20 protein-coding genes and 1 pseudogene are annotated in these 21,065 nt (G+C 65.0%); 11 read left to right on the plus strand and 10 right to left on the minus strand.

Going from position 1 to position 21,065, the window contains the following annotated elements; translation table 11 throughout:
- Positions 1 to 20 precede the first annotated feature (20 nt).
- Positions 21 to 1,757: a methyl-accepting chemotaxis protein gene (locus SO139_RS03710; RefSeq protein ID WP_449378058.1), complete on the minus strand. Its 1,737-nt coding sequence runs from the start codon at positions 1,755 to 1,757 to the stop codon at positions 21 to 23.
- Between the two features lie 120 nt (positions 1,758 to 1,877).
- Here SO139_RS03710 and SO139_RS03715 point away from each other — a divergent pair, with 120 nt between their 5' ends.
- Together SO139_RS03715 and SO139_RS03720 are read left to right on the plus strand one after the other, a co-directional pair.
- Positions 1,878 to 3,317: a cryptochrome/photolyase family protein gene (locus SO139_RS03715; RefSeq protein ID WP_449378057.1), complete on the plus strand. Its 1,440-nt coding sequence runs from the start codon at positions 1,878 to 1,880 to the stop codon at positions 3,315 to 3,317.
- Positions 3,318 to 3,383: 66 nt separating this feature from the next.
- Positions 3,384 to 3,629 carry a hypothetical protein gene (locus tag SO139_RS03720; protein ID WP_449378056.1) on the plus strand — a complete coding sequence of 82 codons (246 nt, stop codon included), beginning with the start codon at positions 3,384 to 3,386 and terminating at the stop codon, positions 3,627 to 3,629.
- 90 nt (positions 3,630 to 3,719) lie between these two features.
- On the opposite strand, the gene SO139_RS03725 is transcribed toward SO139_RS03720, so the two are convergent.
- Together SO139_RS03725 and SO139_RS03730 are read right to left on the minus strand one after the other, a co-directional pair.
- A complete protein-coding gene (locus SO139_RS03725) occupies positions 3,720 to 4,592 on the minus strand; it encodes a DMT family transporter (RefSeq protein WP_449378055.1) in 873 nt (290 codons plus the stop codon).
- Between the two features lie 119 nt (positions 4,593 to 4,711).
- On the minus strand, positions 4,712 to 5,158 hold the full coding sequence (locus tag SO139_RS03730) for a hypothetical protein (RefSeq protein WP_449378054.1): 447 nt from the start codon (positions 5,156 to 5,158) through the stop codon (positions 4,712 to 4,714).
- Positions 5,159 to 5,446: 288 nt separating this feature from the next.
- On the opposite strand from SO139_RS03730, the gene SO139_RS03735 reads away from it, so the two are divergent.
- The gene (locus SO139_RS03735) at positions 5,447 to 5,707 is read left to right on the plus strand and encodes a hypothetical protein (RefSeq protein WP_449378053.1); all 261 of its coding nucleotides are present in this window, start codon (positions 5,447 to 5,449) and stop codon (positions 5,705 to 5,707) included.
- A 49-nt stretch (positions 5,708 to 5,756) separates the two neighbouring features.
- Here the strand turns inward: SO139_RS03735 and SO139_RS03740 are convergent.
- Positions 5,757 to 5,867 (minus strand): annotated as a pseudogene (locus SO139_RS03740) (host attachment protein); the annotation flags it as partial.
- Between the two features lie 29 nt (positions 5,868 to 5,896).
- A complete protein-coding gene (locus tag SO139_RS03745) occupies positions 5,897 to 6,307 on the minus strand; it encodes a DUF3775 domain-containing protein (protein ID WP_449378052.1) in 411 nt (136 codons plus the stop codon).
- 243 nt (positions 6,308 to 6,550) lie between these two features.
- Here SO139_RS03745 and SO139_RS03750 point away from each other — a divergent pair, with 243 nt between their 5' ends.
- The gene (locus tag SO139_RS03750) at positions 6,551 to 6,811 is read left to right on the plus strand and encodes a hypothetical protein (RefSeq protein WP_449378051.1); all 261 of its coding nucleotides are present in this window, start codon (positions 6,551 to 6,553) and stop codon (positions 6,809 to 6,811) included.
- A 116-nt stretch (positions 6,812 to 6,927) separates the two neighbouring features.
- Entirely contained in the window at positions 6,928 to 7,101 is a 174-nt protein-coding gene (locus tag SO139_RS03755; RefSeq protein ID WP_449378050.1) for a hypothetical protein, read from the plus strand.
- A gap of 158 nt (positions 7,102 to 7,259) precedes the next feature.
- On the opposite strand, the gene hutU is transcribed toward SO139_RS03755, so the two are convergent.
- From hutU to hutI, 3 genes are read right to left on the minus strand one after another with little or no spacing between them, the layout of a single operon-like run.
- Positions 7,260 to 8,951 carry a urocanate hydratase gene (hutU, locus tag SO139_RS03760; RefSeq protein WP_449378049.1) on the minus strand — a complete coding sequence of 564 codons (1,692 nt, stop codon included), beginning with the start codon at positions 8,949 to 8,951 and terminating at the stop codon, positions 7,260 to 7,262.
- Positions 8,948 to 10,522 (minus strand): histidine ammonia-lyase, encoded by a 1,575-nt coding sequence (hutH, locus tag SO139_RS03765; protein WP_449378048.1) that lies wholly within the window; start codon positions 10,520 to 10,522, stop codon positions 8,948 to 8,950. The genes hutU and hutH overlap by 4 nt, the downstream gene beginning before the upstream one ends.
- Complete coding sequence (gene hutI / locus SO139_RS03770; protein ID WP_449378047.1) at positions 10,519 to 11,733, minus strand: imidazolonepropionase; 1,215 nt, start codon at positions 11,731 to 11,733, stop codon at positions 10,519 to 10,521. Before hutI ends, hutH begins: the two co-directional genes overlap by 4 nt.
- Before the next feature lie 84 nt (positions 11,734 to 11,817).
- Here hutI and SO139_RS03775 point away from each other — a divergent pair, with 84 nt between their 5' ends.
- The 6 genes from SO139_RS03775 (at position 11,818) to SO139_RS03800 (ending at position 17,787) form a co-directional block, all read left to right on the plus strand.
- Positions 11,818 to 13,176, plus strand: a complete 1,359-nt coding sequence (locus tag SO139_RS03775) for a formimidoylglutamate deiminase (protein ID WP_449378046.1) — start codon at positions 11,818 to 11,820, stop codon at positions 13,174 to 13,176.
- Positions 13,173 to 13,904, plus strand: coding sequence for a histidine utilization transcriptional repressor HutC (hutC, locus tag SO139_RS03780; protein ID WP_449378045.1), 732 nt, complete (start codon positions 13,173 to 13,175; stop codon positions 13,902 to 13,904). The genes SO139_RS03775 and hutC overlap by 4 nt, the downstream gene beginning before the upstream one ends.
- 80 nt (positions 13,905 to 13,984) lie before the next feature.
- Positions 13,985 to 14,929 carry an ABC transporter substrate-binding protein gene (locus SO139_RS03785; RefSeq protein WP_449378044.1) on the plus strand — a complete coding sequence of 315 codons (945 nt, stop codon included), beginning with the start codon at positions 13,985 to 13,987 and terminating at the stop codon, positions 14,927 to 14,929.
- Positions 14,930 to 15,009: 80 nt separating this feature from the next.
- Entirely contained in the window at positions 15,010 to 15,783 is a 774-nt protein-coding gene (locus SO139_RS03790; protein ID WP_027525944.1) for an ABC transporter permease, read from the plus strand.
- The gene (locus SO139_RS03795; RefSeq protein WP_449378043.1) at positions 15,780 to 16,565 is read left to right on the plus strand and encodes an ABC transporter ATP-binding protein; all 786 of its coding nucleotides are present in this window, start codon (positions 15,780 to 15,782) and stop codon (positions 16,563 to 16,565) included. The genes SO139_RS03790 and SO139_RS03795 overlap by 4 nt, the downstream gene beginning before the upstream one ends.
- The gene (locus SO139_RS03800) at positions 16,558 to 17,787 is read left to right on the plus strand and encodes a Zn-dependent hydrolase (protein WP_449378042.1); all 1,230 of its coding nucleotides are present in this window, start codon (positions 16,558 to 16,560) and stop codon (positions 17,785 to 17,787) included. Before SO139_RS03795 ends, SO139_RS03800 begins: the two co-directional genes overlap by 8 nt.
- A gap of 65 nt (positions 17,788 to 17,852) precedes the next feature.
- On the opposite strand, the gene SO139_RS03805 is transcribed toward SO139_RS03800, so the two are convergent.
- Positions 17,853 to 19,520: a GMC family oxidoreductase gene (locus SO139_RS03805; protein WP_449378041.1), complete on the minus strand. Its 1,668-nt coding sequence runs from the start codon at positions 19,518 to 19,520 to the stop codon at positions 17,853 to 17,855.
- On the minus strand, positions 19,517 to 21,064 hold the full coding sequence (locus SO139_RS03810; RefSeq protein ID WP_449378040.1) for an FAD-dependent oxidoreductase: 1,548 nt from the start codon (positions 21,062 to 21,064) through the stop codon (positions 19,517 to 19,519). The genes SO139_RS03805 and SO139_RS03810 overlap by 4 nt, the downstream gene beginning before the upstream one ends.
- Position 21,065 lies beyond the last annotated feature (1 nt).

Consider the following 21,065-nt stretch of genomic DNA (forward strand, 5'->3'; position numbering starts at 1 on the left):
ATCCGGTCCGCCCGCACCGCTCAAGCCGCGCGCACGCGGTCGAGGAATTTCTCGACCTCTGACTTCAGATTGAGGCTCTCGCCTGACAGCGCCTGAGCCGAAGCGAACATCCGGCTCGAGGTCTCGCCGGTCTCGTTCGCGCCCTTGGCCGCATGACGGACATTGGCGGCGACATCCGCCGTGCCACTTGCCGCAGCCCGAACGCTGCCGGCGATGTTGTGGGTGGCGCTCTTCTGCTGCTCGACCGCCGCAGAAATCGACGTGGCGATGGCGCTGATGCGCTCGATGGTCTGGCCGATCGCCTTGATGGCGGCGACCGACTCTTCGGTCGCGAGCTGCATGCTGGCGATCTGGCTGGAGATCTCGTCGGTCGCCTTGGCGGTCTGGCCGGCGAGCGTCTTGACCTCCTGCGCCACCACCGCAAAGCCGCGTCCCGCATCGCCTGCGCGCGCGGCCTCGATGGTGGCGTTCAGCGCCAGCAGATTGGTCTGCTCGGCGATCGAGGTGATCAGCTTGACGACGTCGCCGATGCGGGCCCCGGCGTCCGAAAGCTGCGCGATCCGATGGTCGGTGGCCTCCGCCTGCCGCACCGCCTCGGCTGAGATCTCGTTGGACTCCTGCACCCTGCGGGTGATCTCGGTGATCGACTTGGAGAGCTCATCGGAGGCCGCAGCCGCCGACTTCACGTGATCGGAGGCGGTCTCGGAGGCGCCGGCAGACTGTGCCGACAGTTCGGCCGTCGAACGCGCGGCATCGGTCAGTTGCCGCGCCACGCGCTCGAACTCGCTCGAGGAGTCCAGCACGTTGTTGAGGATGCCGCCGACGCTGCCACGGAACTCGTCGACGAAGTTGCGCAACTCGGACTTGCGCTGCTCGGCGGCAGCCGCCGTGGTCGCAGCCTGCTCGCTGCGCAGGCGCGCCCGCTCCAGCGAATTGCTCTTGAACACCGCGACCGTGCGCGCGATCTCACCGATCTCGTCCGCCCGGTCCTCGCAATCGATGGTGATGTCGTTCCGGCCATTGGCCAGCGCCGTCAGCGAGTTCGTCACCGAGCTCAGCGGCTTCGTCACACGGCGCACGACCAGCATGGTCAGAGCGAGCACCAGCAGCGCCGCGATGCCGGCGGCAATCGCCATGTTGCGGATCGCCTCCGCCATCATGCTCTCGAACTGCGCCATGGGGATGCCGACATAGAGGATGCCGACGATCTTGCCGGCCGCATCCGAGACCGGGAAATAGGCCGTCATGAAGGACTTGCCGAACAGCGTGGCCGGCCCCTTGTAGGCTTCGCCCTTGCGCAGGGGGCCCTGGCCGGGGTGATCGGCGGCAAGCTGGGTGCCGACGGCGCGGTCGCCATTCTCCTTCTTTACATTGGTCGAGCGGCGGACGAACTGCCCACTGGCCTCGTCGAACACGAACAGCGTGGCATTGCCCCCGACATAGGACACGGCGCGATCGACGATCGCGTGGTCCTTGAAATCGGGCATCTTGGGGATCTCGGCACGGACGACCATGCCGTCCCTCATCGTGATCTTGGCGTCGGGAACGATCTCGGCGAAGGCGAGCGCCAGCGTGCGCAGATTGACCTCGATGTCGCGCAGCGCACGATCGTTGAACTCCGACGTGAGAGACCAGTAGCCCGCACCGACCACGAGTGCCGTATTCACCGCAATCAGGAGCACCGCGCACAGCACCGCCTTGGTGCCGAGCTTGAACCTGAATTGCGGCAGGACCTTCCCAGTCAAAGGATTGGACATGAAACTCCCCCAAAAAAACACCGTATATTTGAGGGACCGGCTTACGATCGCATTAACGGTGGTTCGCAACAGCGGCCGGCGGCATGCTTTCCAAAAGGTTAACGAGGATCATTCCCGACCATGCCAAGCCCATCGCCGATCATCGTCTGGTTCCGCGATGACCTGCGGCTCTCCGACCACCCGGCACTCCAGGCCGCCGCGTGCACTGGCGCACCGGTGGCATGCCTCTATGTCCTCGACGACACCGTGGGACGGCCCCTCGGTGCCGCGGCGCGCTGGTGGCTGGCGCAGTCGCTGCGGTCGCTGGCGGCGGGCCTCGCCGCGATCGGCGGCGCGCTCACGCTGCGCAGAGGATCGGCGGTCAAGGTGATCCCTGAGGTGGCCCGCGAAAGCGAAGCGGTCGCCGTCTACTGGAACGGGATCGCGCAAGTGCCGCAGCAAGCTCTCGAGACAAACCTCAAGGGGAGCCTTGCAAAGCTCGGCGTGAATTCACAAAGCTTCCCCGGCGACCTCCTGGCTTCGCCAAGCACGATTCGCAACAAGGACGGCCGCGGCTTGCGTGTGTTCACGCCATTCTGGCGGCGCGTGCTCGCGCTGGGCGATCCACCAAAGCCTCTGCCCGCACCGAAAGCGCTGCGGGCAGGTCCGGCGCTTGCGGGCGATGCCCTCGAGAGTTTCGGGCTCGAACCGACGCGGCCCGATTGGGCCGGCGGCCTGCGCGCGAGCTGGCAGCCCGGCGAGACCCACGCCCACGGCCGGCTGCGCGATTTTCTCAAGACCGCCGCGCGCGGCTATGCCAGCGAGCGCGACCGGCCCGACCTGCCGGGCACCTCGCGGCTGTCACCCCATTTGCGCTTCGGCGAGATCAGCCCGCGCCAGCTCTGGCACACCGCGCGCTTTGCCGCCGCCGAGGACCCCGCCCTTGCGAGCGGTGTCGAGAAATTCCTCAGCGAGCTCGGCTGGCGCGAATTCTGCCGTCACCTCCTGTTCGACCATCCTGATCTTGCGACGGGGAACCTGCAACCCGGCTTCGATGCCTTCCCGTGGAAGCACGACGCGACGGCGCTCGCCGCCTGGCAGCGCGGCCGGACAGGATATCCTATCGTCGATGCCGGCCTGCGCGAGCTCTGGCACACCGGCGTGATGCACAACCGGGTGCGGATGGTCGCAGCGTCCTTCCTGGTCAAGCATCTCCTGGTCGACTGGCGACAGGGCGAAGAGTGGTTCTGGGACACGCTGGTCGATGCCGACGCCGGCAGCAATCCCGCCAACTGGCAGTGGGTCGCCGGCTGCGGCGCCGATGCGGCGCCCTATTTCCGCGTTTTCAACCCGGTGCTCCAGGGCGAGAAGTTCGATCCCGATGGCAGCTATGTGCGGCGCTGGGTGCCCGAGCTGAAGGATCTGCCGGCGAAGCTGATCCACCAACCCTGGAAGGCGACACCGATCGAGCTTGCGAGCGCAGGCGTCGAACTCGGCCGCGACTATCCGGGTCCGTTCGTCGATCATGCCAAGGGGCGTGAGCGCGCGCTCGCAGCTTACGCGAAAATTCGCAGAAGTTGAGCGTTGCTTTGACAGGTTGTCGAATCCCGTTATCGTCATGGCTCCGTTCAAACCCTGGGGGACGATATGAACGACGACACACCCGTCATTGAGCCGGCGATCGCAGCGACGCCCGAGCCGCCGAAAGAGGCAGCAAAGCCGAAGAAGGCCCGGAAAGCCGCCAAGAAGGTCGCAAAGAAAGTAGCGGCGAAGAAGACGGCGAAGAAAGCCAAGAAGACTTCCAAGAAGAAAGCCGCCAAGAAGGCTCCCAAGAAGGCTGTAAAGAAGGCCGCCAAGAAAGCCGCGAAGAAAAAGAAGAAGGCAAAACGCTGATCGCGGATCTAAGATCAGGCCTCCGGGTGCCCAGCGCCCGGCGGCCTGGCGTACGCTTCTCGCCCGCCGCGTCGAGGTCCGCCCGCGCGGCTAGAAGCGCCTGTTGACCAGGAATACCGCCGCCGCGCAGATCGCCATGCCGGCGACTGCCACCGCATCGAGCCTTTCTCCGAACAGCAGATAGGCCATCAGCGCCGTGACCGCCGGAACGAGATAGAACAGGCTCGCAACCGCGGTCGCGGCCGAATGCCGGATCAGCCAGTACAACAGGCCGATCGACCCGATCGAGAGTGCCACCGCGAGCCAGGCCAGCCCCAGCACGAACTCCCGCGTCCAGTGCACCACGCGGTCCTCGAAGGCGAAGGCGCCCGCCGCAAAGAACAGCGTCACTGCGACATATTGCACGAGATTGCCGGCCCGCCAGTCGATGTGGTTGCAGTAGCGGCGCTGGTAGAGCGTGCCGAGCGTGATGCTGATCAGCGAGACGACCGAGGCGAGCCATCCGAGGCCCGCCTCTCCGGTCATCGGACGATTGTGCAGGATCAGCACCACGCCACCGAGACCGAGCAAGAGCCCGCCCCATTGCAGCGGCGTCACCCGCTCGCCGAGCCAACGATTGGCAATGGTCGAGGTCAGGATCGGCTGGAGGCCCGGAATGAGCGCGGAAAGGCCGGCGGGAATCGAATGCGCGATCGCAATCGCGGTGCCCCCGAGATAGAAGCCGTGGACGAGAATGCCCGCGACCGCGCTGTGGGCAATGCCGGTCCCGTCCGGCCATTTGGGACGTGCAATTGCCGCGATGATCGCCATCAGCCCCACCACGATCGCCATGCGGATGGCGAGGTAGGTCAAGGGATCGGCGTTGTTGACGACGGATTTGGTGGCGATGAACCCGGTGCTCCACAGCACGACGAAGAGGACCGGCGCCGCACGCGCGGCCCAATTTTCTTGATTATGATTCATTGCCGCTCTCATTGCCCGACCACGCGCGGCGCGGCAATGCGAATATGGTCGGGTCTGATGCTGCGCTGCACGTGGGACGTGCTGGCTGCGTCGAGGACGACGTCAGCTGGCGCGGCCGCTCACCACTCGTCGGGACAGGGATCGACGATCTTCCAGAGATCGACCCCGTTCTTGATCTTCTTCATCTCGGTGGTGAGCCCACCGTTGCGCTGGATCCACTCCTTCACCGTGCCCGGGTAGTAGGACATCAGGTCGGACGTGCCCTCGGCGCTGGTCACCTTGATACCGAAGGTGAATGCCTTGTCGTAATAGGCCTGATGGAAGCCGAGGCTGGCGCGCGGCGTCACGCAGATCTTGTTCATCGGCACGATGCCCAGGACCAGGGTGCAGGCCGAATTGCAGATACCGTCGATGATGACCCGCTCGCCCTTGTCGCGAACACGCTTGTACTTGGCCTTGTATTCCTCGACGTAACCGCCGTGGTCGCGGGTAATGTGCAAATCCGCCCGCGCCGGCGCCGCGGCGACGCAGGTCAGCAACAACAGGCTGATGGGCGTGATGCGCATTGCAGAGTAACGGCTGAAGCCTTGTTTGAAGTGAGCCGACCTCAAAGAGACCCCCAAGCGGCCGGCCACCGGATACGAACGAACTGTTGGCCAAACTGTGTTGGGAATTCGTTAAGCATCCGGAAAAGGCCAAAAATGGGCAGGCCCTGGGGTTCGCCGGCGGTCCCGGCGGCCCCAAGGCGTGAATCTGTGGAATTTCACCCGGCCTACGGCCGCAAAGCGGATGCCCTGCGGATCGTGAATCGCTATAAGATCGTGGTCCGTTAGGTCGGGTTCCGGAGAATCAAGATGAGCAAGTTGAAGTGCCTTGCGGCGGTCGCCGCCCTGTCGGTAGTGACGCTCGCCCCGAGCCTGTCCGAGGCGCGCGTCCATCACCGGTACCACCATCACGTCAATCCGTTGCCGTACCCGATCAGCTACATCCACAATTACGGTCCGGGAGTCGCGCCGGGCAGCTTCGCCTACTACGACGGACCGTCGACCATTCAGTGCTACCAGAGCTCGGCTGCCTATATCGGCCAGGATAGGCGCCGGCACCCCTGCTACTGAGGGACGCCGACGCGCTGCCGGCGCGAGCGTATCGGGGCGCGCCGGACGCCTGCTTCTCGATCTCATAGACCGGCAGCATGACGAGGTCCTTGCTGACCTCGCCATGCAGAGCATTGCGTACTGCGGCCGAGTCATCAGCCCGGATCGTGCCAAGCGCGCGCCCGCGCGAAAACCATGCACGCCGGCCGGTCAGAGATGCTCTTCAAACTCCTCGAAGGACTTGCCGAACTGCGTCATCGCCTCCTCCAGATAGTCCGCGAGCATCGGCGTCGCGATCAGATAGGAGGCGGTACGATTGTTGTGGGACTGCGCGGCCTGGGTCTGCAGCTCACGCCAGGTCGAAAGGTCGCCGTCGCCGCGACCTAGCCACGTCAGCGCCACGAGATCAATCTGCTCGTCGACATTGAGGCCGCGGATGAAGCCGGCCAGCTCCGCGCGATCGGTCGCCTCTCCCCTGCCGCCGCGGCCATAGCTCATGTCGTCGTCGCCGCTGTCCAGGATGACGCCGCCACCGTCCGCCCCGCTGTCGGACTGGCGCGACTTTGCAATGATGAAGAAGACCTTCTCGGGCGAAATCGACAGGCTGGGAATGGTCAGCATGGTGGTTCACCTTCTTGAGGGACCGGCACGTCGCCGCTCCCCACACCACGCAGACTAGAGGCGCCGGAGCGCGCGCGAATTGCGCAAGATCAAGTATCAAAGCGGTGCCGCGCGTGAGCGATTATCCCGGCTCCGCGACCGCCCGGATGAAGATTCATTCATCAGCATTACATTTCGGCTCCGCCACAATTTGATCAGAACCTGTTCGATATCTTGCGGCCGATAAGCAAAGGAAGACACATCATGAAGTTTGGAATTGGCCTCGTTGCCGCGTCATTGTTCGCCGCGGTCGCGGCATCGCCGGCCGCCTCGGCCATGCCAGTTGCGCCTGCCCCGCAGGTGACGCCAGATGCAGAGCAGGTTCGCTTGGTCTGCGATGCCTGGGGGCGCTGCTGGCGGCAGCCGAGCTACTCTTATGGCTACGGCTATGCACCCTATTACGGACCCAGATATTATGGACCGCGCTATTACGGTCCACGCTATTATGGCTACCGCCGTTGGTGACCTTGAGGGGCCCTTCGGGGCCCCTTCGCATTTGCGGGATGGTGCCGTGGGACTGGGGCGATTCTAAAACTGATCTATATCAAGGACGAAATGAGCCATCCGTCCATGCTGTGCCGATGGCCGATTTGATCGTTTTTCGTTGCCCCCAGACGGGCATGAATGTGCAAACTCATTTGGAAAAGCAGCAGGGCGCCGAGGGACGGAATTTCGAGGCCTTCACCTGCCCCGCCTGCGCGCGCGTCCATTTCATCGATCTGGTATCCGGACAGCCGATGAGCCGGAATCGCTGAGCAACTCCGCGTTTGAAGTCTCGCACCCAACGTACATCCCGAAGGCCGCGAACCAGAGCATGATCCGGAAAAGTGTGAAGCGGTTTTCCCTCGCGACAAACGCGGAACGCGTTTGCGCGGAGATCATGCTCAAACATAACCTAAAGCGCGACGACGATTCATCCTAATCTCATCGCGCTCCAGCCTGCCAGGCTCGGCAGATCGAGCCCGTTTGCGCGAGCGCAGTCGATCGCGGTCTCGTAGCCTGCATCGGCGTGACGCATGACGCCGCTCGCCGGATCGTTCCAGAGCACGCGTTCGAGGCGGCGGGCGGCCTCCGCCGTGCCGTCGGCGACGATCACCATGCCGGCATGCTGCGAATAGCCGATGCCGACGCCGCCGCCGTGATGCAGTGACACCCAAGTGGCTCCGCTGGCGCAATTGAGCAGCGCGTTGAGCAGCGGCCAGTCCGACACCGCGTCCGATCCGTCGCGCATCGCCTCGGTCTCGCGGTTCGGGCTTGCCACCGAGCCGCTGTCGAGATGGTCGCGGCCGATCACGATCGGCGCCTTCACTTCACCGCGCGCCACCATCTCGTTGAAGGCGAGCCCGAGCCGATGCCGGTCACCGAGACCGACCCAGCAGATCCGCGCTGGCAGCCCCTGAAACTTGATGCGCGCCTTTGCCATGTCGAGCCAGTTGTGCAGGTGCGTGTCGTGCGGCATCAGCTCCTTCACGCGCGCGTCGGTCTTGAAGATATCCTCGGGATCGCCGGACAACGCCGCCCAGCGGAACGGCCCAACGCCGCGGCAGAACAGCGGCCGAATATAGGCTGGCACGAAGCCGGGGAAATCGAACGCGTTGTTCAATCCCATGTCCTTCGCCATCTGGCGGATGTTATTGCCGTAGTCGAGCGTCGGAATGCCCTGCGCGTGAAAATCCAGCATCGCCTTGACGTGGTCGACCATGGAGGACTTTGCCGCGAGCTCCACCACCTTGGGATCGTCCTTGCGCTTGGCCTCCCACTCCGCAAGCGTCCAGCCCTTCGGCAGATATCCGTTGATCGGATCGTGGGCGCTGGTCTGGTCGGTCACGATGTCGGGCCTGACGCCGCGGCGCACGAGCTCGGGGAAGAGGTCGGCGGCGTTGCCGAGCAGGCCGACCGAGACCGCCTTCTTGCTTTGCGCTGCCTCGGACATGATCGCGAGCGCTTCATCGAGCGTGCTCGCCTGACGATCGAGGTAGCCGGTGCGCAGGCGCATCTCGATGCGGCTCGGCTGGCACTCGATTGCGAGCAGCGAGGCACCTGCCATGGTCGCCGCCAGCGGCTGCGCGCCGCCCATGCCGCCGAGACCGGCGGTCAGGATCCATTTGCCTGCGAGGCTGCCGCCATAGTGGCGCCGCCCGACCTCGACGAAGGTCTCGTAGGTCCCCTGAACGATGCCCTGGCTGCCGATATAGATCCAGGAGCCGGCCGTCATCTGGCCGAACATCATCAGCCCGGCCTTGTCGAGCGCGTTGAAGTGATCGAGCGTGGCCCAGTGCGGCACGAGATTGGAGTTCGCGATCAGGACCCGCGGTGCATCGGCATGGGTGCGGAAGATTCCGACCGGCTTGCCCGACTGAACGAGCAGCGTCTGGTCGCCCTCGAGCTTGCGCAGCGAGGTGACGATCCGGTCAAAACTCTCCCAGTCGCGCGCCGCGCGACCGATCCCGCCATAGACCACGAGCTCGCCGGGCCGTTCGGCCACATCGGGATCGAGATTGTTCATGAGCATGCGGAGCGGTGCTTCCGTCAGCCAGCTCTTGGCGCTGATATCGGAGCCGCGAGGGGCGCGGATCGTGCGTTCATTGTCCAGTCGGCGGTTCATGAGGCGACCTCTGAGGCAAGCAGTGGAAACGGATCTCTCGCGAGCGCCGCGCTCGCAATGCGCGGCAGCGCGCCGGCCTCGACCAACGCCTTGGCCCTGGCGAGGTCGTCCGCCATGTAGCGGTCGGGCCCAAGCGCCGGCACCTCCTCGCGCAAGGTAGCGATGACGGCCGCGAGCGCGGGGCTGGTCAAATGCGGCAGGCGCAGCGTGATGCCTTGCGCCGCGACCAGAAGCTCGATGCCGAGGATGGAGGCGAGATTGTCCGCCATGTCGGAGAGCCGCCGCGCGGCATGCGCGGCCATCGAGACGTGATCTTCCTGGTTGGCGCTGGTGGGCGTCGAGTCAATGGAGCACGGCGCGGCGCGCTGCTTGTTCTCGGCATAGAGCGCGGCCGCCGTGACCTCGGCGATCATGAAGCCGGAGTTGAGGCCGGGATCGGGTGTGAGAAACGGCGGCAGGCCGAAATTCAGGGCGGGATCGACCAGCGTTGCGATGCGCCGCTCGCTGATGGCGCCGACCTCCGACAGCGCGAGTGCGATTCCGTCGGCGGCAAAGGCGACCGGCTCGGCGTGGAAATTGCCGCCCGACACGATCTCGCCGGTCTCGACCAGCACCAGCGGATTGTCCGTGACGGAATTGGCTTCGATCATCAAGGTGCGCGCCGCCTGCGCCAGCACATCGAGTGCGGCACCGGCGACTTGCGGTTGACAGCGCAGGCAATAGGGATCCTGCACTCGCTCGTCGCCTTCCAGGTGCGACTGACGGATATCGCTGCCGTCGAGCAAGGCCATTAGCGTCGCGCCGGCGGCGATCTGTCCGGCATGGCCGCGCAGCGCGTGGATCTCGGAGCGAAACGGCACCGTCGAGGCCATCGCCGCATCGACCGACAAAGCTCCCGTCACCAGCGACGCGCAGGCCAGCCCGTGCGCCCGCAACAGGCCGGAGATCGCATAGGCCGTGGAGAACTGCGTGCCGTTGATGAGTGCGAGGCCTTCCTTGGGACCAAGCGTCAATGGCGCGAGACCGGCGCGGGCCAGGGCCTCGCGGCCCGGCATGGTCGTTCCGCCAACCAGCGCCTGCCCCTCGCCGATCATCACCGCGGCCATGTGCGCGAGCGGCGCCAGATCGCCGGAGGCGCCGACCGAGCCCTGCTGCGGCACCAGCGGCAAGACGCCACGCGCCAGCATCGTTTCGAGCTGCGCGATGACCTCGCGCCGCACCCCTGATGCGCCGCGCCCCAGCGAGACGATCTTCAGCGCCATCATCAGCCGTACCACCGGCTCCGGCGTCGGCGGCCCCACGCCGCAGCAATGCGACACGATCAGATTGTGCTGAAGCGTCGCGGTCTGGTCGGGCGAGATGCGCTTCGAGGCCAGCTTTCCGAACCCGGTATTGATGCCGTAGGCCGGTGCAGGCGCTTGCGCGGCCGCAGCCACGATCGCCGATGCAGCGTCGACCGCAGGCCAGAACGACGCATCCAGCTCAACTGTCGTGCCCGCCAGCACCTGCGCGAGATCGCCGAGGCTGACACGGCCGGGTGTGACAACAATCGGTGTCGCAGCGCCGTTCACTGGCCTCTCCAGACGCGGCGATGCAACGGATTGAAGCCGATCCGGTAGACCAGCTCGGCCGGCCGCTCGACATCCCAGATCGCAAGGTCGCACCATTTGCCGGCCTCTAACGTGCCGACTTCCGACAGCATGCCCAGCGCGCGCGCCCCCTCGCGCGTCACGCCGGCGAGGCATTCGACGACCGTCATCCGGAACAGCGTTGCGCCCATGTTCATCGTGAGCAGAAGCGAGGTGAGCGGCGAGCTGCCGGGATTGCAGTCGGTTGCGAGCGCGATCCTGACGCCATGCTTGCGGAACAACTCAAGCGGCGGCTTCTTCTCTTCGCGGATGAAATAGAAGGCGCCGGGCAAAAGGACGGCTACCGTGCCGCCGTTAGCCATCGCCGCCACACCAGCTTCATCGGTGTGTTCGAGATGATCGGCCGAAAGAGCGGAGAATTTCGCGGCGAGCGCCGCACCGCCGAGATTGGACAGTTGATCGGCGTGCAGCTTCACCGGCAGGCCGAGCGCCCTTGCCGCCGCGAACACGCGCGCCGTTTGGTCTGCCGAGAACGCGATGCCTTCCATGAACGCATCGACGGCGTCGGCAAGCCTGGCCTGCGCCACCGCAGGCAGCATCTCGCGACACACCAGATCGATGTAGCGATCCTTGTCGCCACCGGCCTCAACGGGAAGCGCGTGCGCGCCGAGGAAACTGGTGCGGATCGCAACCGGCCGGACGCGCGCAAGCGCCCGCGCGGCACCGAGCTGCCGCATCTCAGTTTCGGTATCGAGACCATAGCCGGATTTGATCTCCAGCGTGGTCACGCCCTCGCCGATCAGCGCGTCGAGCCGCGGGAGTGCACTCGCAACGAGTTCCGCCTCGCTCGCAGCCCGCGTGGCCGCAACCGTCGAGACGATGCCGCCGCCGGCGCGCGCGATCTCTTCGTAGCTGGCACCCTTGAGCCGCAGCTCGAATTCGTGCGCGCGATTGCCGCCGTAGACCAGATGCGTGTGGCAGTCGACGAGGCCGGGTGTGATCCACCGCCCCGCGCAATCAGTCCACTCCTTCGCATCGGCGTCTGCCGGAAAATCGGAACGGCTGCCTGCAAAGACGATACGCCCCTCGCGCGCCGCGACCACGCCGTGCGCGATCTCGCCGAGATCGGGCAGAACATCCCGCATCGTGGCGAGGCGCGCATTGTGCCAGATCCGATCGAAGCGCTTTGCCATGCAGGTATCCCTTCGCTGCCGGACGCTTGACTTATATGTCTAGACATATAATCGTGGCGCGGTTCTGTCCAGCCGGCAGGAAACATGACCCGACTGCATTTCGCATCCGCGCTGCTACCCTCGGGCTGGGCCGACGACGTGCGGGTCGTCGTCACCGACGGGAACATCGCCGAGGTCACAGCGGGTGTCGCGCCTGCAGCCGGAGACGAGCGCCATCGACTCGCCATTCCCGGGCTAGCGAGCCTGCATAGTCACGCGTTCCAGCGCGGCATGGCGGGGCTCGCCGAGACGCGCGGCAACACCGCGGACACGTTCTGGACCTGGCGCGAGACGATGTATCGCTTCGCGCTCACCATGACGCCCGACGACGTCGAGAGCGTCGCCACCCTGCTCTATGTCGAGATGCTCGAGCAGGGGTTTACCCGCGTCGGCGAGTTTCATTATCTGCATCACGATCATGACGGCGCGCCCCACGCCAACCCGGCGGAGATGGCGACGCGCATCGCGCAGGCCGCCGAGACGGCCGGCATCGCCCTCACCCTGCTGCCGAGCTTTTACGCGCACGGCACGTTTGGCGGCGCCGCGCCACATGCCGGCCAGCGCCGTTTCATCTGCTCGGTCGATCAGTTCGCAAAATTGCTCACTGCATCGCGCGAGGCCATTGTCAGGTTGCCCGGCGCCAATATCGGCATTGCGCCGCACAGCCTGCGCGCCGTGACACCGGACGAGCTGGCAGCGATCGTGCCGCTTGCGGACGGTGGTCCGGTTCATATCCACGCAGCCGAGCAAACCAGAGAAGTCGAGGATTGCCTCGGCTGGTCCGGCAAGCGCCCGGTGGAATGGCTGCTCGAACACGCGCCCGTCGATCAGCGCTGGTGCCTGATTCACGCGACCCATATGACGCCAACGGAAGTCACCTCGCTCGCCAGGACCGGCGCGGTTGCGGGCCTCTGCCCCGTGACCGAAGCAAGCCTCGGCGACGGCATTTTTCCGGCGCGCGAATTCCTCGAGGCACAAGGCCGGTTCGGCATCGGCACCGATTCCAACGTGCTGGTCGGCGTTGCCGACGAATTGCGCCAACTCGAATATGGCCAGCGGCTCAAGCATCGCGAGCGCAACGTGCTGTCGAACGGAGCCGGCGCCTCGACCGGACGCGCCCTGCTCGACGGCGCGTTGGCCGGTGGGGGACAGGCCCTCGCACAAGCCGTCGTGGGGCTCAAAGTTGGCGCGCGCGCCGACATCGTCACTCTCGACACCACACATCCATCGCTTGCCGGACGCCGTGGTGACGCCATCCTCGACGGCTGGATCTTTGCGGCGGGCAAAGGCGCGATCGATTCCGTCTGGTCCGGCGGCAGGAAGGCCGTCGAGGGCGGGCAACACATGCTTCGCCGCTCGGCGCGGGAACGCTTCAACACGACGGTGCGGAGGCTCATCGCATGAGCCTCGCCACCGACAAGCTCGACGACAAGCCGACGCTTTACAAGCAGATCAGGCGCGACATCGAGACCAGGATTTTGACCGGCGAGTGGCCGCCGGGTCATCGCATCCCGTTCGAGCACCAATTGATGGCGCGCTATCGCTGCTCACGCATGACGGTGAACAAGGCGCTGTCGGAGCTTGCGCAGGCCGACCTGATCGAGCGGCGGCGGCGCGCCGGCACGTTCGTCCGCCGTCCGCAGCATCTGTCCGCGGTGCTCAAGATCGCCGACATTCGCGCGGAGATCACCGCGCTTGGCCGCGGCTATGGCTATCAGCTCGTCCAATGCACGCGCCGCGCTGCAAGTGCTGCCGATCGTGCCCGCCTCGGGGTGCGGAAGACCGGCAAGGTGATCGCGATCACCTGCCGCCACAGCGCCGATAACGTGCCGTTCGCGCTCGAGGACAGGCTGATCGATCTCGAGGCCGTGCCGGAAGCAGCACACGCCGACTTTGCAGCCGAGCCGCCCGGCTCGTGGCTGCTTCATCATGTCCCATGGACCGAAGCGGAGCACACGATCAGCGCTGTCGTTGCGGATGATCGCACCGCAGACGCGCTCGGCATCGCCGTCGGTGCGCCATGCCTGGTGATCGATCGTTACACCTGGCGCAGCGCGCGGACGCTGACCGCGGTGCGACTGCTCTATCCGGGCGAGTCACACCGTCTCGTCGCCCGTTTCAAGGGAGGTTGAGCGGCAATGTCGCAGCGGCACAATTCGTGCAACGTGATGAGATCAACTTGGTTCGGTACATCGATCGGAGGACAACAATCATGCGTAATACAAAAGCATTCGCAGCCATCATTGCTCTCGCGGTCGCGACGCCGGCGCTCGCCGACGACGTCAAGGTCGGCATCGGCATTTCCGGATGGACCGGCTTTGCACCGCTGACGCTCGCCAAGGAGGCCGGCATCTTCAAGAAGAACGGCCTCGATGTGACGATCAAGAAGATCCCGCAGAAGGATCGCCACCTCGCCATAGCATCGGGCGACGTCCAGTGCGCCGCGACGACGGTCGAGACCTGGATCTCCTGGAACGCCAATGGCGTCGCGACCAAGCAGATCTTCCAGCTCGACAAGAGCTACGGCGCCGACGGCATGGCGGTGCGCAACGATCTCGCGGCGATCAAGGACCTGAAGGGCAAGACGGTCGCCGCGTCCGCGCCGGGCACCTCACCCTATTTCGCGCTGGCCTGGATGCTCAAGAAGAACGGCCTGTCGGTGAAGGACGTCACGGTCGTGAACCTGGAGCCGGCCGCGGCCGCGCAGGCCTTCGTATCCGGCCAGAACGATGCCGCGATGACGTATGAGCCCTACCTTTCGACGGTGCGCGCCGCGCCCGACAAGGGCAAGATCATCGCCACCACGCTCGACTATCCGATGGTGATGGACACGTTCGGCTGCACGCCGAAATTCCTGAGCGAGAATCCCAAGGCCGCCCAGGCGCTGGCCGACAGCTATTTCGAGGCGCTCGACATGATCGCGAAGGATCAGGCCAAGGCCTATGAGATCATGGGCGCCGACGTGAAGCAGACCGGCGAGCAGTTCGGCAACTCGGCAAAGTATCTACGCTGGCAGGACAAGGCCGCGAACCGGAAGTTCTTCGGCGGCGAGTTCCTGGCCTTCAACAAGGACGCCGCGGACTTGCTGCTCGAGATCGGCATCATCAAGGCGGCGCCGAAGGTCGAGGATCTCTTCGACGCGAGCTTCATCAAGTAGTCACCGCCAGCGCCAAGCCGGTTCGCTTCGCGCGGAGCTAACCGGTACATGATATCGCCCGTCCGGAAACTTCGCCCGTGATGCGTCCCCTCGATCCCGTGACTGCAAAGCAACGTACGGCTTACGGCCTCGCGTTCTTCGTGCTGTTCGTTGCCCTGTGGTCCTGGGCGACCTTCGGGGGCCATGTATCAAAAACCTTCCTCGCGAACCCGCTGACCATGGTGCAGGAAGGCTTTGAGCTCCTGACCCGGCACGGCTTCCTGTTCGACATCGGCATGACGGTCTGGCGCGTGGTGGGCGGCTTTGCGCTTGCAGCCGTCATTGCCGTGCCACTCGGCGTGCTGATGGGCGCCTACAAGCCGATCGAAGCTTTCCTTGAGCCGTTCGTGTCCTTCGCGCGATACCTGCCCGCCTCCGCCTTCATCCCGCTTCTGATCCTGTGGGCCGGGATCGGCGAATTGCAGAAGCTGCTCGTCATCTTCATCGGCTCGGTGTTCCAGGTCATCCTGATGGTGGCCGTGACCGTCGGCGCCACACGGCGCGATCTGGTCGAGGCCGCCTATACGCTGGGCGCCAGCGACCGCGGCATCATCCGCCGCGTGCTGCTGCCCTCCTCGGCCCCGGAGATTGCCGAAATCCTGCGGCTGGTGCTGGGCTGGGCATGGACCTATGTCATCGTCGCCGAGCTGATCGGCTCATCGTCAGGCATCGGCCATATGATCACCGACAGCCAGGCCCTTCTCAACACCGGGCAGATTATCTTCGGCATCATCGTCATCGGCCTGATCGGCCTCGTCTCGGACTTCCTGTTCAAGGCATTCAATGCGTGGCTGTTTCCATGGAAGCTCGCATGACCAAGCTCAGGATCGATCAGGTTTCACGAACCTTTCCTGCCCGGGCCGGCCATGCGCCGACCAAGGCGCTCGAGCCGACCAGCCTGGACGTTGGCGACAACGACTTCGTCACCATTCTCGGTCCGTCCGGCTGCGGCAAATCCACCCTGCTCCGCATCGTCGCCGGTCTCGACCGGCCGACCAGCGGCAGCGTTCTGCTCGACGGGCGCGAGGTGAGCGGTCCCGGCGCGGATCGCGGCATGGTGTTTCAATCCTACACGCTGTTCCCCTGGCTCACCGTGCGGGAGAACATCGCCTTTGGCCTGCGCGAGCGCGGCATTTCGCAAGGCGAACGCGGCAAGATCGCGGACGCCTTCATCCGCCAGGTGGGGCTGTCCGGCTTCGAAAATCACTGGCCGAAGCAACTCTCCGGCGGCATGCAGCAGCGCACTGCGATCGCGCGCGCACTCGCCAATGATCCAAAGATCCTGCTGCTCGACGAACCCTTCGGCGCACTCGACAACCAGACCCGCGCGCTGATGCAGGAGATGCTGCTCGGGATCTGGGAGCGCGACCAGAAGACCGTGCTGTTCGTGACCCACGATATCGAGGAAGCGATCTTCCTCGGCAGCCGCGTCATCGTCATGAGCGCACGGCCCGGCCGTATCAAGGCCGAGATCGCCGTCGACCTGCCACATCCGCGCTCCTACAAGATCAAGACCACACCGGAGTTCGTCCATCTCAAGGAGCGCCTCGTCGAGGAAATCCGCACCGAGGCGTTGAAGGTTGCCGAACATGCCTGATCGTTCTGTCGCCAACGGCGAGCGCGTGCTTGCCGACCTCAACGGGCTCCGCGCCATCGGCGCCTACAAGACCGGCGTGCACAAGCCGACCCTGTCCGAGTCGCATCGCCGTTCGCTCGCATGGCTTGTCGAAAAGCTCCCCGAAGCGGGGCTCACCGGTACGATCGACGGCATCGGCAACGTCCTCGGCACGAGCACGCGCAGGGGACCGAAACTGCTGGCCGGATCGCATCTCGAAAGCCAGAACTACGCCGGCTGGCTCGATGGTCCGCTTGGTGTCGTCTATGCGCTGGAGGCCGCCCGCGTCATCAATTCCGATCCGTCGCTGCCCGGCGCGGTCGAGGTCGCGGCGTGGTGCGACGAGGAAGGGCATTTCGGGCATTTTCTCGGCTCGAGGTCCTATGTCGGCGGCGTCAGCGAAGCCGACATCGACGCTGCGCGCGACCGCACCACCGGGCAGAGCATGCGTGAGGCGCTATCCGATGCGGGTCTTGCCGGCCGCCCTCGCATCACTGCCGAACCAGGACGTCACATCGGATATCTGGAGGCTCATATCGAGCAAGGCGACGCGCTCGAGACGAGCGGCCTTGCGATCGGCGTGGTCACCTCGATCGTGGGCATCTGGCAGTATCGCATCAATTTCGTCGGCGAGCAGAACCACGCGGGCACGACCCGCATGGCCTCGCGCAAGGACGCAGGGCTGGCGCTGGCCAAATTCTGCGTGGCGATCGACGCGCGGTTTCCGGCCGTGGCCGGGCCGCGCACGGTGTGGACGACGGGCCGCATCACGCTCGATCCGGGGGCACCGAGCATCATCCCCGGCGGCGCCGAGATGCTGTTCCAGATCCGCGACGACGATCCGGCCGTGATCGCCCGGCTGGAGGCCTTGCTGCGGACGATGATCGATGAGACCAACTTGAGCGGCCCCTGTCACGCGACGCTGGAGCGGCTACGCACCGGCGTGCCCGCCAAAATGCATCCGCGCTTCCAGGAGGCCATCGAAGCTGCGGGCAAGGCCTTTGCGAACGGACGCTCCGTCCGCATGCCCAGCGGCGCCGGCCACGACGCGCAGGTTCTCGCCACCATCATGCCCGCGGCAATGCTGTTCGTGCCCTCGATCGGCGGCATCAGCCATCACTGGACCGAGAACACGGCTGACGCTGATCTCATCACCGGCGCGCAGGTGTTCGTAGACGCCTGCCGGCGCATTCTCGCGGGATGAGCGCGAAGCGGCCGTCGTCGCGCGACCATGTCGGTCGCTTGCAAGCCCTCGCCATATCTCGTTGCTCAATTTGCAGGGCAACCGAGCGGACCTTTCAAGACGTCACCTTCCGTCTTCGCCGCGTACGGCGCAGAAAGCGCCGTCTTCCCGAGAATCAGATCTGCCGCCTTCTCCGCTATCATGATGGTCGGCGCGTTCGTGTTCGATGAGGTGATACGCGGCATCACTGAAGCGTCGCAAATCCGCAGACCATCGAGGCCACGAAGGCTCAGCGACGGATCGACCACCGCCAGCTGGTCAGTGCCCATCCGGCAGGTGCCTACAGGGTGATGATCAGTCTTGCAGGTCCGATACGCATAGTCGGCGAGCGCGGCTTCGCTTGTGGCGGCAACACCGGGCATCCGCTCGACCATGACGAACGGCTCGAGCGCGGGTTGCCGGAGAATCTCGCGGGCCATCTTCAGCCCCTCGATCGCTGCCGAGCGATCACGCGCATCAGACCAATAGTTGGGATCAATCAAGGGCGTTGCGGAAGGATCGCCGCTCGCTAGCCGCACCTTGCCACGCGAGCTCGGCCGCAAGAACGCCGAATTGAGCGTGACGCCTGCATGCTCAAGCTTCTCCACGCCCGCCTCGATTCCCGAGCCGAGCCCGAGATGGAATTGCACGTCCGGCCATTCCAGCGCTCTCGTCGCCGGGTCGGCGTACCAGAAGCCCCCGGTCTCAAACAGGGTGGACGCAACCGGTCCGCGCTTGAACAGCAGATATTCCAGTCCCGCCCAGATCGTGCGGTGCAGCTTTACATAGCTGTCGTATGTGAAGTCGCCCTTGCACTCGGCAATCGCATAGAGGTCGAGGTGGTCCTGAAGATTCTCACCCACACCCGGCAAATCGTGGATCGGCCTGACACCGACTGCATTCAGATGGTCGGCCGGACCGATCCCCGACAGCAGGAGAAGCCGAGGCGATCCGATGGCGCCGCACGCAAGGATAACCTCTCGCTCGGCCCGAACCATCTCCCGTTGCCCTCGACGTACCGTTTCTAGTCCGACAGCCCGCCCATTCTCGACCACGATCCGCGTGCTGTAGGCGCCGGTCAGGACGGTGAGATTTGGTCGGCGACGGATCGGCTTCAGATAGGCGGTCGCGGTCGAGCACCGCCGCGCGTCTCGCACCGTCACCTGGTAGTGCCCGACGCCCTCCTGCCGCGCGCCGTTGAAATCGGGATTATAGGGCATCCCGTATTCCTGCCCCGCTCGCAGAAAAGCTTCGCTGATCGGCAGCGGGTTGATGGGCACCGAGACGCCGAGCGGACCACCGCGCGCATGGTAGGCGTCGACGAAGCGCTGGTTGTCCTCGGCGCGCTTGAAATACGGCAAGATATCCGAATAGCTCCATCCCGTCGCACCATCCGCTGCCCAGCCATCATAGTCTCGGGCATTACCACGGGTGTAGACTTGCGCATTGATGCTGGAGCCGCCGCCGAGCACCTTCGCCTGGGTATAGCGCAGCACGCGCCCGCCAAGATGGCGCTGGGGTACTGTCGAGTATCCCCAGGAAGCGATGCCCTTGGTCATCTTGGCAAAACCCGCCGGCATGCTGAACAGCGGGTTGTTGTCGCTGCCGCCAGCCTCGAGCAGGAGCACCCTGGTCGACGCATCGACGCTCAGTCGATTGGCGAGCACGCAGCCGGCGGAGCCGGCGCCGACGATGATGTAATCGTAAACCGTCATCTCATGTCCCCATGGATACGAAGATCATGGGTACGAAGATCATGAGTTCGAAGATCGGTCCTCGCAACATGATCTGCGACGCGCAACGCCTGGGCAGCGATCGTCAGTGACGGATTCACCGCTGCCGAAGTGGGCAGGAACGACGCATCGACGACGAACAGATTGGGATGATCAAAGGCGCGGCAGAACGGATCGAGTGGTGATGCCGCGGGATCGAGCCCGATGCGCACCGTCCCGCACTGATGCGAGGGCGTGCGCCGGTCGAACGCCTTTGACAGCACGATCGGGTAACCTGCAGCACGCAGCCGTTCCTTCAATGCCGCCACCAGCGCCAGATGGGTCGCCCAGTTCGAACGCTGCCAGTCGAGCCGGATCTTCGCGCCATCGACCGTCACGCGACTCTCCGCGCTCGGCAGATCCTCGCTCATCGCGTACCAGTCGACCGCATGCCGGCTCATCAGCCCAAGCGCCAATTCCGGTGCGAGCGGCATGCTGGCCTTCAGAATCGGCGCGGTGACACGTCCAAGCAACTGGATGTTGCCGAGCGGCGGCCCGCCGTGCCCGTCATCGAGATAGAAATCATTGATGCCGATCGTCTTCTGGTAGATCGAGTCGTTGACGACGCGCGGGTCGATCGCCAGCACGGCCGAAGCATTGTGGTTCATGAAATAGCGGCCGACTGCATCGGAGCGGTTCGCGATGCCGACCTTGGACGAGCGCAGAAGCAGTGAGGCCGAATTGACGGCGCCCGCCGCGAGCACGACGATCTCGGCACAGATCATCCTGCGCTCACCGGCCTGGATGACTTCGACGCCGGCGATGCGTTTGCCGTCCGGCTCGGCGACAAGCCGCTCGACCTGCGTACCTTCGCGCAGCTCGACATTGTCGTAGGCGAGAGCACAGGCAAGCCCGCAGGATTCGGCATCCATCTTGCCGTGCCCGGCGTCCGGGAATGCATCCCAGGGCGTCTTGGCGCGTTTGAGCCATGTCTCGATGTCGATACCAAGCGGCAGTGAAAACGGATTGAGCCCGATCTTCTTGAGCCGCTGCCGTACCGCTGATATCGCGGGCTCATCCGGCACCGGACCAAATGGATAAGGAGCCGAGTGAAAAGGCTCCGAGGAATCGTCCCCGAGCGCGCCGCGCACGTTGTAGAGCTGCTCCGCGCGGCTATACCATGGCTCCAGTTCGCAATAGCTGAACGGCCAGCCCGGCGTCGTTCCCTCGCGGTGCGCGATAGGCGCGAAGTCCTCCGCGCGGTAACGGATCAGCACCGCCCCGTAGAGCTTGGTATTGCCGCCGACATAATAGTAGTTGCCGGGGTTGAAGGCCTTCCCTGCCCCATCAAGCCAGGACTCCTGTGGCCGGAACACCCCGCGCTGGAAGATCGCCCTCGCGTCCCGCGCAGCCTCACAGTCGCGCAAACGCTGGCCGCGCTCGAGGATCACGATCCTTGCGCCGGTCGGCGCCAGACCCGCGGCAAAGGTCGCACCGCCCATGCCCGATCCGATGACGAGGACATCGGCTGTCTCCGTGGTCTTCATG

The organism is Bradyrhizobium sp. UFLA05-89 (genome assembly GCF_059803475.1).

Excerpts from the sequence above, each read along its gene's own strand:
- hutU (WP_449378049.1), bottom strand. The coding sequence starts at position 8,951 with ATGAACCGCCGACTGGACAATGAACGCACGATCCGCGCCCCTCGCGGC.
- SO139_RS03795 (WP_449378043.1), top strand. The coding sequence starts at position 15,780 with ATGACCAAGCTCAGGATCGATCAGGTTTCACGAACCTTTCCTGCCCGG.
- SO139_RS03755 (WP_449378050.1), top strand. The coding sequence starts at position 6,928 with ATGGCCGATTTGATCGTTTTTCGTTGCCCCCAGACGGGCATGAATGTG.
- SO139_RS03800 (WP_449378042.1), top strand. The coding sequence starts at position 16,558 with ATGCCTGATCGTTCTGTCGCCAACGGCGAGCGCGTGCTTGCCGACCTC.
- hutI (WP_449378047.1), bottom strand. The coding sequence starts at position 11,733 with ATGGCAAAGCGCTTCGATCGGATCTGGCACAATGCGCGCCTCGCCACG.
- SO139_RS03745 (WP_449378052.1), bottom strand. The coding sequence starts at position 6,307 with ATGCTGACCATTCCCAGCCTGTCGATTTCGCCCGAGAAGGTCTTCTTC.
- SO139_RS03725 (WP_449378055.1), bottom strand. The coding sequence starts at position 4,592 with ATGAATCATAATCAAGAAAATTGGGCCGCGCGTGCGGCGCCGGTCCTC.
- SO139_RS03750 (WP_449378051.1), top strand. The coding sequence starts at position 6,551 with ATGAAGTTTGGAATTGGCCTCGTTGCCGCGTCATTGTTCGCCGCGGTC.
- SO139_RS03720 (WP_449378056.1), top strand. The coding sequence starts at position 3,384 with ATGAACGACGACACACCCGTCATTGAGCCGGCGATCGCAGCGACGCCC.
- SO139_RS03790 (WP_027525944.1), top strand. The coding sequence starts at position 15,010 with ATGCGTCCCCTCGATCCCGTGACTGCAAAGCAACGTACGGCTTACGGC.
- hutC (WP_449378045.1), top strand. The coding sequence starts at position 13,173 with ATGAGCCTCGCCACCGACAAGCTCGACGACAAGCCGACGCTTTACAAG.
- SO139_RS03735 (WP_449378053.1), top strand. The coding sequence starts at position 5,447 with ATGAGCAAGTTGAAGTGCCTTGCGGCGGTCGCCGCCCTGTCGGTAGTG.
- SO139_RS03810 (WP_449378040.1), bottom strand. The coding sequence starts at position 21,064 with ATGAAGACCACGGAGACAGCCGATGTCCTCGTCATCGGATCGGGCATG.
- SO139_RS03715 (WP_449378057.1), top strand. The coding sequence starts at position 1,878 with ATGCCAAGCCCATCGCCGATCATCGTCTGGTTCCGCGATGACCTGCGG.
- SO139_RS03775 (WP_449378046.1), top strand. The coding sequence starts at position 11,818 with ATGACCCGACTGCATTTCGCATCCGCGCTGCTACCCTCGGGCTGGGCC.
- SO139_RS03730 (WP_449378054.1), bottom strand. The coding sequence starts at position 5,158 with ATGCGCATCACGCCCATCAGCCTGTTGTTGCTGACCTGCGTCGCCGCG.
- SO139_RS03710 (WP_449378058.1), bottom strand. The coding sequence starts at position 1,757 with ATGTCCAATCCTTTGACTGGGAAGGTCCTGCCGCAATTCAGGTTCAAG.
- SO139_RS03785 (WP_449378044.1), top strand. The coding sequence starts at position 13,985 with ATGCGTAATACAAAAGCATTCGCAGCCATCATTGCTCTCGCGGTCGCG.
- SO139_RS03805 (WP_449378041.1), bottom strand. The coding sequence starts at position 19,520 with ATGACGGTTTACGATTACATCATCGTCGGCGCCGGCTCCGCCGGCTGC.